This is a genomic window from Enterococcus sp. LJL51 (assembly GCF_049894025.1).
Taxonomy (GTDB): Bacteria; Bacillota; Bacilli; order Lactobacillales; family Enterococcaceae; genus Enterococcus_L.
Genome location: NZ_JBNEQE010000018.1, coordinates 23,875 through 36,205, shown reverse-complemented (window position 1 = coordinate 36,205; position 12,331 = coordinate 23,875). Strand labels below are relative to the sequence as shown.

General features: G+C 40.0%; 14 protein-coding genes and 2 other annotated features. Of the genes, 13 read left to right on the top strand and 1 reads right to left on the bottom strand.

Going from position 1 to position 12,331, the window contains the following annotated elements:
• The first annotated feature begins 1 nt into the window (after window position 1).
• The 6 genes from ACPWSO_RS14805 to ACPWSO_RS14780 all read left to right on the top strand — a co-directional run bounded on the left by ACPWSO_RS14805 (window position 2) and on the right by ACPWSO_RS14780 (window position 5,581).
• Complete coding sequence (locus tag ACPWSO_RS14805; protein ID WP_426084356.1) at window positions 2-361, top strand: hypothetical protein; 360 nt, start codon at window positions 2-4, stop codon at window positions 359-361.
• Between the two features lie 33 nt (window positions 362-394).
• Window positions 395-976: a hypothetical protein gene (locus tag ACPWSO_RS14800; protein WP_426084355.1), complete on the top strand. Its 582-nt coding sequence runs from the start codon at window positions 395-397 to the stop codon at window positions 974-976.
• A 75-nt stretch (window positions 977-1,051) separates the two neighbouring features.
• Window positions 1,052-1,288, top strand: a binding site (T-box leader).
• Window positions 1,289-1,357: 69 nt separating this feature from the next.
• Window positions 1,358-1,608 (top strand) — a binding site (T-box leader).
• Window positions 1,609-1,759: 151 nt separating this feature from the next.
• Window positions 1,760-2,830, top strand: a complete 1,071-nt coding sequence (locus ACPWSO_RS14795) for a methionine ABC transporter ATP-binding protein (protein WP_426084354.1) — start codon at window positions 1,760-1,762, stop codon at window positions 2,828-2,830.
• Between the two features lie 12 nt (window positions 2,831-2,842).
• The gene (locus ACPWSO_RS14790) at window positions 2,843-3,523 is read left to right on the top strand and encodes a methionine ABC transporter permease (protein WP_426084353.1); all 681 of its coding nucleotides are present in this window, start codon (window positions 2,843-2,845) and stop codon (window positions 3,521-3,523) included.
• A 16-nt stretch (window positions 3,524-3,539) separates the two neighbouring features.
• Window positions 3,540-4,373, top strand: a complete 834-nt coding sequence (locus ACPWSO_RS14785) for a MetQ/NlpA family ABC transporter substrate-binding protein (RefSeq protein WP_426084352.1) — start codon at window positions 3,540-3,542, stop codon at window positions 4,371-4,373.
• A 17-nt stretch (window positions 4,374-4,390) separates the two neighbouring features.
• Window positions 4,391-5,581 (top strand): amidohydrolase, encoded by a 1,191-nt coding sequence (locus ACPWSO_RS14780; protein ID WP_426084351.1) that lies wholly within the window; start codon window positions 4,391-4,393, stop codon window positions 5,579-5,581.
• Between the two features lie 258 nt (window positions 5,582-5,839).
• Here the strand turns inward: ACPWSO_RS14780 and ACPWSO_RS14775 are convergent, their stop codons facing one another.
• On the bottom strand, window positions 5,840-6,277 hold the full coding sequence (locus tag ACPWSO_RS14775; protein WP_426084350.1) for a universal stress protein: 438 nt from the start codon (window positions 6,275-6,277) through the stop codon (window positions 5,840-5,842).
• A 283-nt stretch (window positions 6,278-6,560) separates the two neighbouring features.
• Here ACPWSO_RS14775 and ACPWSO_RS14770 point away from each other — a divergent pair, with 283 nt between their 5' ends.
• From ACPWSO_RS14770 to ACPWSO_RS14740, 7 genes are all read left to right on the top strand, one after another.
• Window positions 6,561-7,301, top strand: coding sequence for a metal ABC transporter ATP-binding protein (locus ACPWSO_RS14770; protein ID WP_426084349.1), 741 nt, complete (start codon window positions 6,561-6,563; stop codon window positions 7,299-7,301).
• On the top strand, window positions 7,302-8,147 hold the full coding sequence (locus ACPWSO_RS14765) for a metal ABC transporter permease (RefSeq protein WP_426084348.1): 846 nt from the start codon (window positions 7,302-7,304) through the stop codon (window positions 8,145-8,147).
• On the top strand, window positions 8,148-9,095 hold the full coding sequence (locus ACPWSO_RS14760) for a metal ABC transporter substrate-binding protein (protein ID WP_426084347.1): 948 nt from the start codon (window positions 8,148-8,150) through the stop codon (window positions 9,093-9,095).
• A gap of 370 nt (window positions 9,096-9,465) precedes the next feature.
• Window positions 9,466-9,981, top strand: coding sequence for a QueT transporter family protein (locus ACPWSO_RS14755; RefSeq protein ID WP_426084346.1), 516 nt, complete (start codon window positions 9,466-9,468; stop codon window positions 9,979-9,981).
• Between the two features lie 238 nt (window positions 9,982-10,219).
• On the top strand, window positions 10,220-10,537 hold the full coding sequence (locus ACPWSO_RS14750) for a TIGR04197 family type VII secretion effector (RefSeq protein ID WP_426084345.1): 318 nt from the start codon (window positions 10,220-10,222) through the stop codon (window positions 10,535-10,537).
• A 2-nt stretch (window positions 10,538-10,539) separates the two neighbouring features.
• Window positions 10,540-10,884: a DUF3958 family protein gene (locus ACPWSO_RS14745; RefSeq protein WP_426084344.1), complete on the top strand. Its 345-nt coding sequence runs from the start codon at window positions 10,540-10,542 to the stop codon at window positions 10,882-10,884.
• Window positions 10,877-12,319, top strand: a complete 1,443-nt coding sequence (locus ACPWSO_RS14740; protein ID WP_426084343.1) for a hypothetical protein — start codon at window positions 10,877-10,879, stop codon at window positions 12,317-12,319. Before ACPWSO_RS14745 ends, ACPWSO_RS14740 begins: the two co-directional genes overlap by 8 nt.
• Window positions 12,320-12,331 lie beyond the last annotated feature (12 nt).

Here is a 12,331-nt window from a genome sequence, read left to right as displayed (position 1 = left end):
AATGAAAAACATTCAAGAATACATTCAAAAACGACTGAAGCAATCCACAGGAAAGGAGCAGCAGTCTGATTTACTCTTAGGCAGTCATCCTGCCAGTATTCTTCATTTTATCACATGGAAAGAGCTTTTGCTTGACCCTCTAAAACAGCTTAAAGGGGTAAAGGAAATGATTCGCAATCAATCAGTAAAGCTGGTCATTGACGGCAATTTAAGCGATACATTTATTCGTTTATTTATGGAGGCTGCCGTCAAATCCAAACGATTGTTTTCAATTGTTGTTCCTGATGGTTATAAAGGAATGAGGAAGGAACTGGACAACGGTGATAAGCTGGCGGTTTTAATTATAAAACATAAAATTTAACTAAGATGGAAAGAAAAGGAACAGGTGAGGCGAATGCTTCGTAATGATTATGCACAAGAAGTTGATGGAAAGCTGTTGACCGCTTTGAAGCTGTTGACAAAGAGAAAAAATTTTTGGCATATTTCCCAGACTGAGCTGCTAATAAGATCCGGTATTAGCCGTGAACTATTTCAGAAGCTATATGGAAATAAGTATCAATTTTTAGAACAGTTAAATCAGCGGTTTATCCATACGATGATGGTAGAATTTCCAATTGTCGTTGATAAAGAAAGCTCTGATTTGTTTCAAAAAAAATTATCTTTATTTATTAATGCCCCAGAAAAAGTAAAACAATTGAAACAGCTGTTGATTTTTAATGAGGGAGAAAAGCTGCCTAGTTTTCAAGGATTGGACAAGCAACTGATTAAGGGCTTTAACCTGCGTTTAGAACAACGACCAAAAGCGGATAAACATGAAGGACAGGCTGTGCAGGAAACGATGGGAGAATTGATTGCCAACACGCTTATTTATGCTGTGAAAACTGATAATTTACCTATTTTTTTTATTGATTGCTATGTTGGATACATTTTCCAAAGTTTATCAATAGGTGATGAAGTAAACGCTTCTGAAAAATAATTTAAAAAAAAAGATAGAAAAAAGATTTGACAGACTAAAAAAAATTCGATAGAATGCTAATCAACACTTAAATAAAAAAATTCATTGAAGAGAAGAGTATGTTTGGATTATCTTTTTAGAGAGTCTCCGTCTGGTGAAAGGAGATAAGGTAGAAAAGCAGAAGATGGTCTCTGAGAATAAGCTGTTGATAGGTAAGCAGCTGCGGGCGGCACCCGTTATCAATGCAGCAAGTTAAACAATGACTTGAATGGAGAGAGGCAGATAGAATCTGTTTCAAAAAATAAGGTGGTACCGCGATTATTCGCCCTTTTACTGAACAACCAGTAGAAGGGCTTTTTTTATTTTTTTAAGTCCGGCCATAACAGCAATAATAAAAACAAAACAAACGCATCGAGATGGAAAGTACATATGGATGTCATCCAACAGAGAGCCCGAAGAGCTGAGAACGGGTGTTGACAGAATTATGGAAAATGGCCATTGAGCAGCGCCCCGAGTGAGCAATCATAAGACGGCGACGGTTGCACCCGTTAACGTGCCAGGGTATAAGCGAGCAGTTGTCGCCGTACCTGAAGAGGATACTTATGTGAATAAGTATCGAAATGAGGTGGTAACACGCAGAAGGCGTCCTCAAGTGTATGAAAATCATACATTTGAGGATGCCTTTTTTTATTTTTTCTAATAGGATGTATCTATTTTTGAAAAGAGCATAGTATAGCAGATTTTCCGGCGTTCATTGCTATAGCGATTGAATTGCCTGTCTAAATAAACTGAGGGGTGAAAAACATGATTGAATTAAAAAATATTGATGTTGTCTTTCAAGAAAAAAAGAAAACAATTGAAGCAGTGAAAAACGTTTCGCTGCAGATTAATAAAGGAGATGTGTTTGGCATCGTTGGATACTCCGGAGCTGGAAAGAGTACGTTGGTTAGAGTGATTAATCTACTGCAGCGTCCAACTGCTGGAGCAATAACAATCAATCAGGAGAATATACTTACACTTTCTCCGAAAAAGCTTAGAGAACAGCGCAAAAAAATAGGAATGATTTTTCAGCATTTCAACTTGATGAATGAGCGTTCAGTCTTCGATAATGTGGACTTTTCATTAAAATATTCCGGCTTGAAAAAGAGTGAACGCAAAGCAAAGATTGAAAAGCTGCTGCAGCTGGTTGGGCTGGAGGAAAAACAGGAAGCCTATCCCAGCCAGCTGTCTGGCGGGCAAAAGCAGCGGGTCGCAATTGCCCGAGCACTTGCAAATGATCCGGAAATCCTCTTGTGTGATGAAGCAACCAGTGCTTTGGATCCTAAGACAACTGGTCAAATACTAAAGCTATTGAAAAAGCTGAATCAGGAGTTAGGATTGACGATTGTTTTGATTACCCATGAGATGCAGGTGGTAAAGGAAATCTGCAATCGGGTCGCGGTCATGGAAAACGGCAGAGTAATTGAAGAAGACGACATTGTGAGAGTATTTAGCAATCCCAAAGAAGCGTTGACAAAAGATTTTATTCGGACCGCAGCTCATATTGATCAAGCCTTACAAACAATTATTGAACATCCAACGCTGACAAACCTAAAAGAAAATGAAGAACTAGTTGAGCTGTCTTATGTAGGAGAACAAACTAGTGAGCCATTGATTGCGCAGCTGTTCAGTAAATATCATGTCATTACTAATATTTTATACGGTGATGTTGAAATTGTGCAGCAGGTACCGATTGGTCGTCTGATTGTGGTACTGTCCGGAGAAGAGAAGCAGCGGGAAAAAGCCAGAGAATATCTGGAAAAGCAGCAGGTGAAAATTACTACGCTGCAGGCTAAAGTACAGCTGCAGGAAAAAAGAGCCTTTCAGGTAATCTAAGGAGGAGCAAGAATGGGAAGCTTATTACAAAACTATTTTCCAAATGTCATTCAGCTAAAACAGGAATTTATCAGCAGTACTTGGGAGACTCTCTACATGGTTTTCTGGACAGCTTTTGGGGCTGGAATTTTCGGTATACTTTTAGGAGTGGTCCTGGTAACGACTGCACCAGGAGGAATCTTTGCCAATACAGCGATTTATAGTATTTTGGATAAAATCATCAACCTTTGCCGTTCAATTCCGTTTATTATCATGCTGGCGTTGATTCAGCCGATTACTCGCTTTCTAACCGGAACAACCATTGGTACAACGGCGGCATTGGTGCCGTTGATTGTAGGAGTCACCCCCTTTTTTGCCAGACAAATAGAAAACGCACTGCTGGAAGTAGATCAGGGAATCATTGAAGCTGCTGAGGCAATGGGAACCAGTCCCATCGGGATCGTTTTCCGTGTCTATCTGATTGAAGGCCTGCCAAGTATTATTCGGGTATCTGCGGTAACAGTGATCAATCTAATTGGCTTAACAGCTATGGCTGGAGCAATTGGTGCCGGCGGCTTAGGCAACTTGGCAATTACTAGAGGATACAATCGTTTTCAGACCGATGTCACAATAGCCGCAACAGTTATTATTCTATTATTCGTTTTTCTAAGTCAGTTTATCAGCAACGTGTTAATCAAAAAAACATCACATTGAGGAATGGGGAATTTAAATGAAAAAAACAGTAAAAATTTTGGCCGCTTTGGCTTTTGTAGGCTTGGTATTAGCAGGATGTACTTCCGGGAATGCGAAGAGCACTAAAACCGAGGTCGTGAAATTGGGTGTCGTTGGAGCCAATAACGAGGTTTGGGAATCAGTCAAAGAAGAGCTGAAGAAAGAAGATATTGATTTAGAAATTATCGAGTTTTCCGATTATACCCAACCTAATGCCGCATTAGCAGAAAAGGAAATCGATTTGAATTCGTTTCAGCATCAGATTTTCTTAGACAATTACAATGAGGAGCATCATACAGAACTGGTTTCTATTGGAAATACGGTCAGTGCACCTTTAGGTATTTATTCAGACAAACTAAAAAATATTGAAGATATTGAAGACGGCGGTGAAATAGCCATTCCTAATGATACGACAAATGGCGGTAGAGCCTTGCTGCTGTTGCAGAGCGCAGGATTAATTAAAGTAGATCCGGATAAACAGCAGACGCCAACAGTTAATGATATTACCGAAAACAAACATAATCTGAAAATTACAGAGCTGGATGCTGCTCAAACCGCTCGGGCTTTACAAGATGTTGACGCTTCTGTTATTAACAGCGGCATGGCAGTTGACGCTGGCTTCATTCCAACAGAAGATGCGATTTATCTGGAGCCGGTTGATGACACCTCTAAGCCATATGTCAACATCATTGTGGCGAGAAAAGAAGATGAGGATAATAAGCTGTATCAAAAAATAGTGGATGCCTACCAGCAGGATGCAACAAAAAAAGTGATTGAAGATACATCAAAGGGCTCAAGCGTGCCAGCATGGGAAACTTTCGGACGTAAATAAAAAAGGAGATGGACTAAATGAGTATTGTAAAAGAAAAGACAATTAGAGAAGAGATTCTAGACATAGAAGAGGAGATTATTACTCTGAGAAGACATTTTCACCAATATCCGGAAGCTAGTCTAAAAGAATACAAAACAATTGAAAAGATTAAAGCAGAATTAACTAAGCTAGCTATTCCGTATGTAGCGGTGGGCGAGACCGGCGTTCTGGCAACCATTGAAGGGAAAAAGGCTGGAAAAACCATTTTATTGCGGGCGGATATTGATGCATTGGAACTGGCAGACAAAACCGGGAAAGACTATCAATCGAAAAATCCGGGATTAAATCATGCCTGCGGTCATGATGGTCATGCGGCAGCTCTGCTGGGAGCCGCAAAGATTTTAAAGAATCATGAAGAGGATTTTTCGGGAACGATTCAGCTGGCTTTTCAGCCTGCTGAAGAAATTGGAGCCGGTGCTTGTCAGTTTGTAGACGGCGGCTTTGTCGAGCAAGCAGATCGAGTATTCGGCATCCATCTTGATTCCAACGTAGCTGTGGGCAAGCTAGTGGCAACGCCGGGACCAACCAACGCATCCTGTGATATCTTCAAAATAGAAGTGACAGGATTTAGTAGTCACGTAGCTCAACCAGAGGTAGGAAGAGATGCAGCTCTGACCGCAGCGAGCATTGTGGTAGAGCTGCAGAAAATTGTCGCAAGGGAAGTCTCGCCATTAGATCCAGTAGTTGTTGGGATTGGCGTTATCAAGGCGGGGACACGCTACAACATCGTTGCCAATCATGCTGAGATTGAAGGAACAGTTCGGGCATTCACTCATGAGACACGGGCATTTGTTTTGGCAAGGGTCGAAGAGATTGCCAGACAAGTGGCTCAGGCCCATCGAACAGAAGTTTCGGACTTTTCTATTTATGATGCAGCTGCTCCATTGATCAACGAGGCAGAATCCACCCAACTGGCTCAGAAAGTCGCTGCAGACATTGTCGGTTCTGAAAATGTGATTACCAATCATCAAAAAAGCTTGGGAGCAGATGATTTTGCAGACTTTTTAAGTAAAGCACCCGGAGTTTATGGTCGTGTAGGAACCAGAAATCCGGAGAATCCCGCTACTCATTATGGGCATCACCATGAAAAATTTGATATCGATGAAAGAGGACTGCTCTTGGCTGCTGAGTATCATGTACAGTACGCTTTGAACTATTTAGCTGAATGAGTAGCAAAAAAATAGTTTGATAAAAAAGGTTTATAAAAGAGTGCTTATTCGAATTTAGAGTCTGGAACAAAACGAATCTTTCGTTTTATTCCAGACTTTTTTTATTGATAACTAAGTTTAAAAAAATCATAGTTGTAAATTCAGTAATATCACTATCTAACAGTTATTTATAAAAAAACAGCAATTAATTAAGAACTGCCTGAAAATTCTAGTAGTGAAACTTTTCAGACAGGTCTTAATTGCTGACATGAATATTGTTTATTCTTTTACGACAAGAACGGTACATGGCGCATTTTGCACAACATAAGTCGTTGTTGAACCAACGGTTTTTTCGCTGAGGCGACCTTTCCCAGTTGCACCAATTACAAGTAAATCAATATTTTCTTCAGTTGGTATGAGTGTAGCAACCCACTCTTTCGGATTGCCGATTTCAATAATCGAAGTAACAGTTGATAAATCATGTTGAGCAGCATAAGTAAGGTGCTGCTCCATTTCATTTTCAGCTAATTCTTTTTCTTCCTCCATAACTTTAGAAAAAGCAAAGGAGCTATGACTGATTGCCTGTTCATCGATAATTCTCAAAATATACAGTGCCGCTTGATTTTGAGCAGCGATATCAACAGCGTGTTCTAAAGCGAGTTCAGCATTTTTGGATCCATCCACAGCAACTAAAATTCGTTCATAGTTTTTCAGCATGATAAGCATCTCCTTCTTCATAGACTAAGGCATTGAAAATAACGACAAAATCTTAAACTTATCCAGCATAGGAGCTCTCTGGTTCACCTTAAGTATAGCATGAACAAAAAGCAAAAAGAAATGGAAGACCGTGGTTATATTGGAAGTCATAATCACATGTATGAGCAAGTAGCCTTTTCTAAATAAAAGCTGAAACGCTATTTTTTAGTTGATAAAAAAAGCAAGATGTATTAGAATGATTAAAAAGTTAGGTGTGCCTAAAAATAAAAAGAGGTGAAGCTAAATGGACAAGAATTTAGTCATTGAGAATTTAACAATTACTTATAAAAATAGAACTGCTTTAGAAGCGATTGATGTCGTAGTAAAGGAAGAGCAGTTAACTGGAATTCTAGGACCAAATGGTGCCGGAAAATCAACTTTTTTAAAAGGGGTTCTCCAGTTGATTCCAGCCTTAAGCGGAAAAAGTACCTATCTAGGGCAGCCGATTAAGAAACGTCTGAAGCGTTTTGCTTATGTGGAGCAGCGGCAAAATATCGAATTAGCTTTTCCAATTAATGTAATTGATGTCGTTTTATTAGGAACCTATCCTAAACTAGGAATGATTAAACGTCCCGGAAAAAAAGAAAAGCAGCTAGCTTGGAAATGTCTGGAAAAAGTCGGAATGACAGATTTTGCACAAAATCAAATTAGCGAGCTGTCAGGCGGCCAGCTGCAGCGGGTATTTATCGCTCGAGCATTGGCACAGGAAGCAGAGTGGATTTTTCTAGATGAACCCTTTGCAGGGATTGATGCAGCAAGCGAGAAAATAATGATTCAGCTGTTAAAGCAATTAAGGGATGAAGGGATTTCGATGATGATTGTCCATCATGATTTGCATAAGGTTCAGGACTATTTTGATCAGGTGATTTTACTTAACAGAGAGCTGATAGCCGCCGGACCTGTAGCAGAAGTTTTCAATTTAGATAATATGAAGCAGGCATATGGAGAAGAAATCGCTGAAATGCTGAAGTTGGGAGGAAAATAAATGCTATCAAATTTTATTGACGGACTGGTAAACTATCAATTTTTGAAAAATGCTTTATTTACATCTGTTGCAGTGGGAATTATTGCCGGTGTCATCGGCTCCTTCATTATTTTACGGGGGATGTCTCTGATGGGAGATGCAATTTCTCATGCAGTATTGCCGGGTGTAGCGGTTTCGTACCTGTTCGGCTCTAGTTATATTATTGGCGCAACTGTTTTCGGATTGCTCTCTGCTTCGCTGATTGGCTTTGTGACCAAACACAGCCGATTAAAAACAGACACCGCAATAGGGATTGTTTTTAGTTCCTTCTTTGCCCTAGGTATCATTTTGATTTCCTTTGCGAAAAGTGCAACAGATCTTTATCATATCTTGTTTGGGAATGTGTTAGCCGTTCGGGATTCTGATATGTATTTGACCGCTGGGGTAGGAGTGGTTGTCTTGCTGGCTGTGCTGCTTTTTTATAAGGAACTGAAAATCACTTCATTTGATCCGACGATGGCGCAGGCCTATGGTCTGAATGTGGGCTTGATTAACTACCTGCTAATGTTTTTATTGACTTTAGTTGCCGTGACTTCGCTGCAGACGGTAGGAACAATTTTAGTGATTGCGATGCTGATTACACCAGCGGCTGCTGCTTATCAGCTGACAAATAGTTTGTCAAAAATGATTGGGCTATCCATCCTAATCGGTGTAATAAGTTCGATTGTAGGGCTGTTTTTCAGCTATAGCTATAATTTACCTTCAGGAGCGACGATTGTTTTAACAGCAGCAGCAATTTTTATTTTGACCTTTTTATTCACACCGAGTAAAGGACTGCTGTCTGAATGGAGAAGGGGGCAACGATAAATGAGAAAAATAATGAAATGGCTGACTTTGACAGGTGTACTCTTTATCATAGGTGCCTGCGGAAGTAAAACAGCTAATGAAAATAAGAGTGAAGAAACAAAGCAATCAGCGAAGCTTGAGGTAGTTGCGACTAATTCTATTTTGGCTGATATGGCTGAGCAAGTCGGAGGCAGTCATATTGAGCTGCACAGCATCGTCCCCGTGGGAACCGATCCCCACGAATACGAGCCCTTGCCGGAGGATATTCAAAAGGCCAGTACTGCAGATGTTGTCTTATACAATGGCTTAAATCTTGAAACTGGAAATGGCTGGTTTGAAAAGCTGATGGAGACCGCAGGGAAAAAAGAAAATCAAGATTACTTTGCTGTCAGCAGACAAGTAGAACCGCTGTATCTTAGCGGCGGAGCAGACAGTGGTCAGGAAGATCCCCATGCCTGGCTGGATATCACAAACGGTATTGCTTATGTTGAAGCCATCACGCAGATTTTTGTTGAAAAAGATCCAACGAACGCCGCTGAATATCAGGCAAATGCAGAAAAATACCTCAATCAGTTGAAAGAATTAGATCAGAAAGGGAAAAAAGAATTTGCCGATATTCCGGAAGAAAAGAAGCTGCTCGTAACGAGTGAAGGAGCGTTTAAGTATTTTTCCAAAGCATATGGGTTAAAAGCAGCCTATATCTGGGAAATTAATACGGAAAGTCAAGGAACGCCAGATCAGATGAAGACAATCATTGATACAGTTAAAGCTTCTAAAGTCCCCGTGTTATTTGTAGAAACCTCTGTCGATTCAAGAAGTATGGAGCGTCTTGCCAAAGAAACCGAATTGCCTATCTTCAGCAAAATATTTACTGATTCGTTAGCTGAAAAAGGAGAAAATGGGGATACGTACTATGACATGATGAAGTGGAATCTTGAGAAAATCCATGAGGGTTTGTCTAAGAATTAAAGAAAGTAAGACTCTTTGTAGTAGTACAAGGGATTTTGATTTTTTCAGTCATGCATAAAAAAGTTTGCGGCAGAAATGCATACTATTTATAAAAATAAGAAGAAGCATGAGGTAGAGGAGAAGGGTGCGCATCCTAACAAGCAGACATTTTTCTATTTCAGCGTTCTATCTAAAGGGTGTGTACCAGATCTCCCGGGCTCATTTTACTTGAAAAACAGGATTTGACAAACCCCTCTATCGCGTCTACAATAAGCACTGTTGCCAATTATTATTTAGCAGAAGATATAAAGGGTCTAATGCAGATAAAGCTTGGCTGCCTGGGTTCATCAACCATCCCCAGTAAAAAAACTCGGAGAAAGAAGGAGATAGAATGCAATCATCTGTATCAACCGGCAATAAAGTAAAAGTACTAACTCTTAATGCAATGATCGTAGCAGCGTATATCGTTTTATCGATGCTATCCTTTGGTTTTGCATCAGGAGCGATTCAATTCAGAATTTCAGAAAGCCTGAATCATCTAGTTGTGTTTAATAAAAAGCTGATGTGGGGCGTCTTAGGCGGCGTAATTATCTTTAATTTCGTCTACGGCGGTTTTGGAATTGTAGATGTGATTTACGGAGGGGGACAAACCTTCCTGTCACTTGGACTAACAGCTATTCTTTCCTATTTTATTAAGGATAAGAAGACCCTGCTTGTGCTAAATACTATATTCTTTACCATATCTATGGCATTGATTGCCTTAATGCTGATGAATATGGGGGCTGCTGACAAAGGCTTTTGGGAAACCTATTTATTCCTAGCCTTAAGCGAACTGATAATAATGGCAGTTTCAGCACCGATTATGTACTATGTAGACAAAAAGGTCCATTTTGAAGCGAGAACCTAGACAATAAATCAGGAAATGATTTCAACCAGTTATATACAGTCATTGAGACTAGTATATAGCTGGTTTTTTAGTTGTTCAGAATGAGGATTTATAGAGGGACAGTCTGCTGAAAAAATTTGTCTAAAGAGATGTGTGTTTATTCAAAAAATAAATCATGAAGAATGCGCCTTATGCTATACTATTATTACAACGAGTTAGTTGTTGCTGGCGATTACGGAATTAAAAAGGAGTGGAAACAATGAGTAATTTAAATGTTAATCCCTTGGAGGCACAGAATCAGGCAACCAAGCTGTCACAGGCGGCTGATCAGCTGGACATTACGGTACCGATTACGTTTTCCAGTGAGACAACAATCAGCGGTAATGCTGAGGCAAAGAAATCCGTAGAAACACTAAAACGATATACGGAAACTGTACAGGCAGCCGTTCTTCGAGATGTAAGCAGTGTCCAAAGCATAGTAAGCACCTTTGTCAGAAAAGATCAGAAAATGGGACAGAATATACAGAAGTCAATGATTGATTTGCCTGGACCAGACAAGAATTTCGGAGGCAGCTGATGATGACGGAAAAAATAGCGAAAGCACAAAAAAAAGTCCGTCTGCAGCTGGAAGAAAATGAAGACAGGCAACGCCAGTTATCCAAACAGATGGAACGAATTGAGGCTCTTTGTAAGGCAGAGCTGCGTCAGGATCAGCGGTTGACGGAAATGTTTCCAACTAGTGAGACAGGCAGCCATATACAGGATTTGAGTTATGAAAATCAACAATTAGGAAGAGAACTGTTGGGCGATTTGGAAGAGGCACGAGAACAGCTGGTCAAAGAACAGCTGGATTTAGAAAGTGAAGAATCAGAGTTGTATTATCAGGCTCGGTTGGAAGCTGAAAAGGAGGAAAAACATGGTTAAGATGGAGATTGGTCAGGAGCAAACACAAACAAGCGGGATTGTCAGCTATGCTTCAAAGGTACAAAGTGCAACTAGTGGTTTGGCTTCTGCTGGAGCAGGAATGGGGATTGCTGTTGGTCTAAGCGGGGCAGCCTTTGATTCAATAAAAAGCTATATGGGCGAGGTTTATCCTGCTTTAGCCAAAGGCTTGGAGCTGTTGGGGGAAGCTGTGGAAACGGCTAACAAAGAATATACAGAAGGCTATCTAGCGGAAGTAAGTAGTGATTCCTTGGATTCAGAAGAGCTTGATCAGGAAATTACAGAGGCGAAAAGCCGTCTGGATGCCTGGAAGGGTGAGAAGAACAAACTGCAGGCAATGAAAAAGGAAGATAAAAAGTTTGATAGTCTAGGCATCGGTATGGCCATCATCAACCGGATGATTGGAAATAATCAAGACAAAGTGAACGAGTTAGAGAAAAAACGGGAGAAGCTGCTGAATTTTGAAGCAAAATCAACCGCTTATTTCTCAGGCGTCAACGCAGAAATCAGCATAATGACCACTGCCTTAACGTCTATCGGTATGAACGATGATGGTACGCTAGGTGCTGGTGCGTGGAATGGTCAGGGCTTTGATTTGGAAAAAAACTATTGGATTAACGTCATTAATAGAAAATGGGATACGAAGTTTAAGAAAGAAGAAGTTTTTGGAGATACGTTAGGAAAATTTGGTGCAGATCAGGGGAGTTTGGCGAACCGATTAAAGAAATTATTAGAGGATGAAGTTGGGGGAGCAACACCTAAAATCCGACAGAAGGCTAAAGAAGATATAGAAGAACTGTTAGTAATGGCAGAGCGAGTAACTGGTGTGAAAAGAAATAAGGAAGAACTATTCAATTATTTCTCTAAGTTAAAAAGTGAAGGATGTGGCTATGCGGCTGCTACAAATATTATCTTGTTAAAATATAAAGGTCGTGAAGCAGCATTCAAAAATGATTATGGGATTTCATACTATACCTCTGATGGAATGACTAATTTCGAAGAATTACTTCTTTCCTTTTACTACCAAGAAAATGATTGGAGGGATCTGCCCTTTACAACAAAGCAGTTGCCTCTCATCCATCCAGGTGTAATGTCAGGTGATTTGAACTCAAATATCCAACATTTTACTGAGAAACATGGGGAAATAGTTGTTGGAAAAAATCTTTTGTTTTGCGGTGAAGAGGAGATAAAAAATCAATTAGAGGCCGGAAAGCTGATAACAATGACCTGCTATTTTACAAAAATGGATTTGCTTTCTCCAGAAGACGCCTATGACTATGAAGATGAGAGTGCTAAGATGCATACTGTAATGATTACTGGTTATGATCAAGATAAAAAGCAGTTTATAGTTAGCTCTTGGGGGAGAAAATATTATTTAAATACAATTCCTCCAATGGCCGATATTGCAGCTTATTAGGGAGAGAAAGTT

Coding starts and splice junctions, on each gene's coding strand:
- ACPWSO_RS14805 (WP_426084356.1), top strand. CDS start 2: ATGAAAAACATTCAAGAATACATTCAAAAACGACTGAAGCAATCCACA.
- ACPWSO_RS14800 (WP_426084355.1), top strand. CDS start 395: ATGCTTCGTAATGATTATGCACAAGAAGTTGATGGAAAGCTGTTGACC.
- ACPWSO_RS14795 (WP_426084354.1), top strand. CDS start 1,760: ATGATTGAATTAAAAAATATTGATGTTGTCTTTCAAGAAAAAAAGAAA.
- ACPWSO_RS14790 (WP_426084353.1), top strand. CDS start 2,843: ATGGGAAGCTTATTACAAAACTATTTTCCAAATGTCATTCAGCTAAAA.
- ACPWSO_RS14785 (WP_426084352.1), top strand. CDS start 3,540: ATGAAAAAAACAGTAAAAATTTTGGCCGCTTTGGCTTTTGTAGGCTTG.
- ACPWSO_RS14780 (WP_426084351.1), top strand. CDS start 4,391: ATGAGTATTGTAAAAGAAAAGACAATTAGAGAAGAGATTCTAGACATA.
- ACPWSO_RS14775 (WP_426084350.1), bottom strand. CDS start 6,277: ATGCTGAAAAACTATGAACGAATTTTAGTTGCTGTGGATGGATCCAAA.
- ACPWSO_RS14770 (WP_426084349.1), top strand. CDS start 6,561: ATGGACAAGAATTTAGTCATTGAGAATTTAACAATTACTTATAAAAAT.
- ACPWSO_RS14765 (WP_426084348.1), top strand. CDS start 7,302: ATGCTATCAAATTTTATTGACGGACTGGTAAACTATCAATTTTTGAAA.
- ACPWSO_RS14760 (WP_426084347.1), top strand. CDS start 8,148: ATGAGAAAAATAATGAAATGGCTGACTTTGACAGGTGTACTCTTTATC.
- ACPWSO_RS14755 (WP_426084346.1), top strand. CDS start 9,466: ATGCAATCATCTGTATCAACCGGCAATAAAGTAAAAGTACTAACTCTT.
- ACPWSO_RS14750 (WP_426084345.1), top strand. CDS start 10,220: ATGAGTAATTTAAATGTTAATCCCTTGGAGGCACAGAATCAGGCAACC.
- ACPWSO_RS14745 (WP_426084344.1), top strand. CDS start 10,540: ATGACGGAAAAAATAGCGAAAGCACAAAAAAAAGTCCGTCTGCAGCTG.
- ACPWSO_RS14740 (WP_426084343.1), top strand. CDS start 10,877: ATGGTTAAGATGGAGATTGGTCAGGAGCAAACACAAACAAGCGGGATT.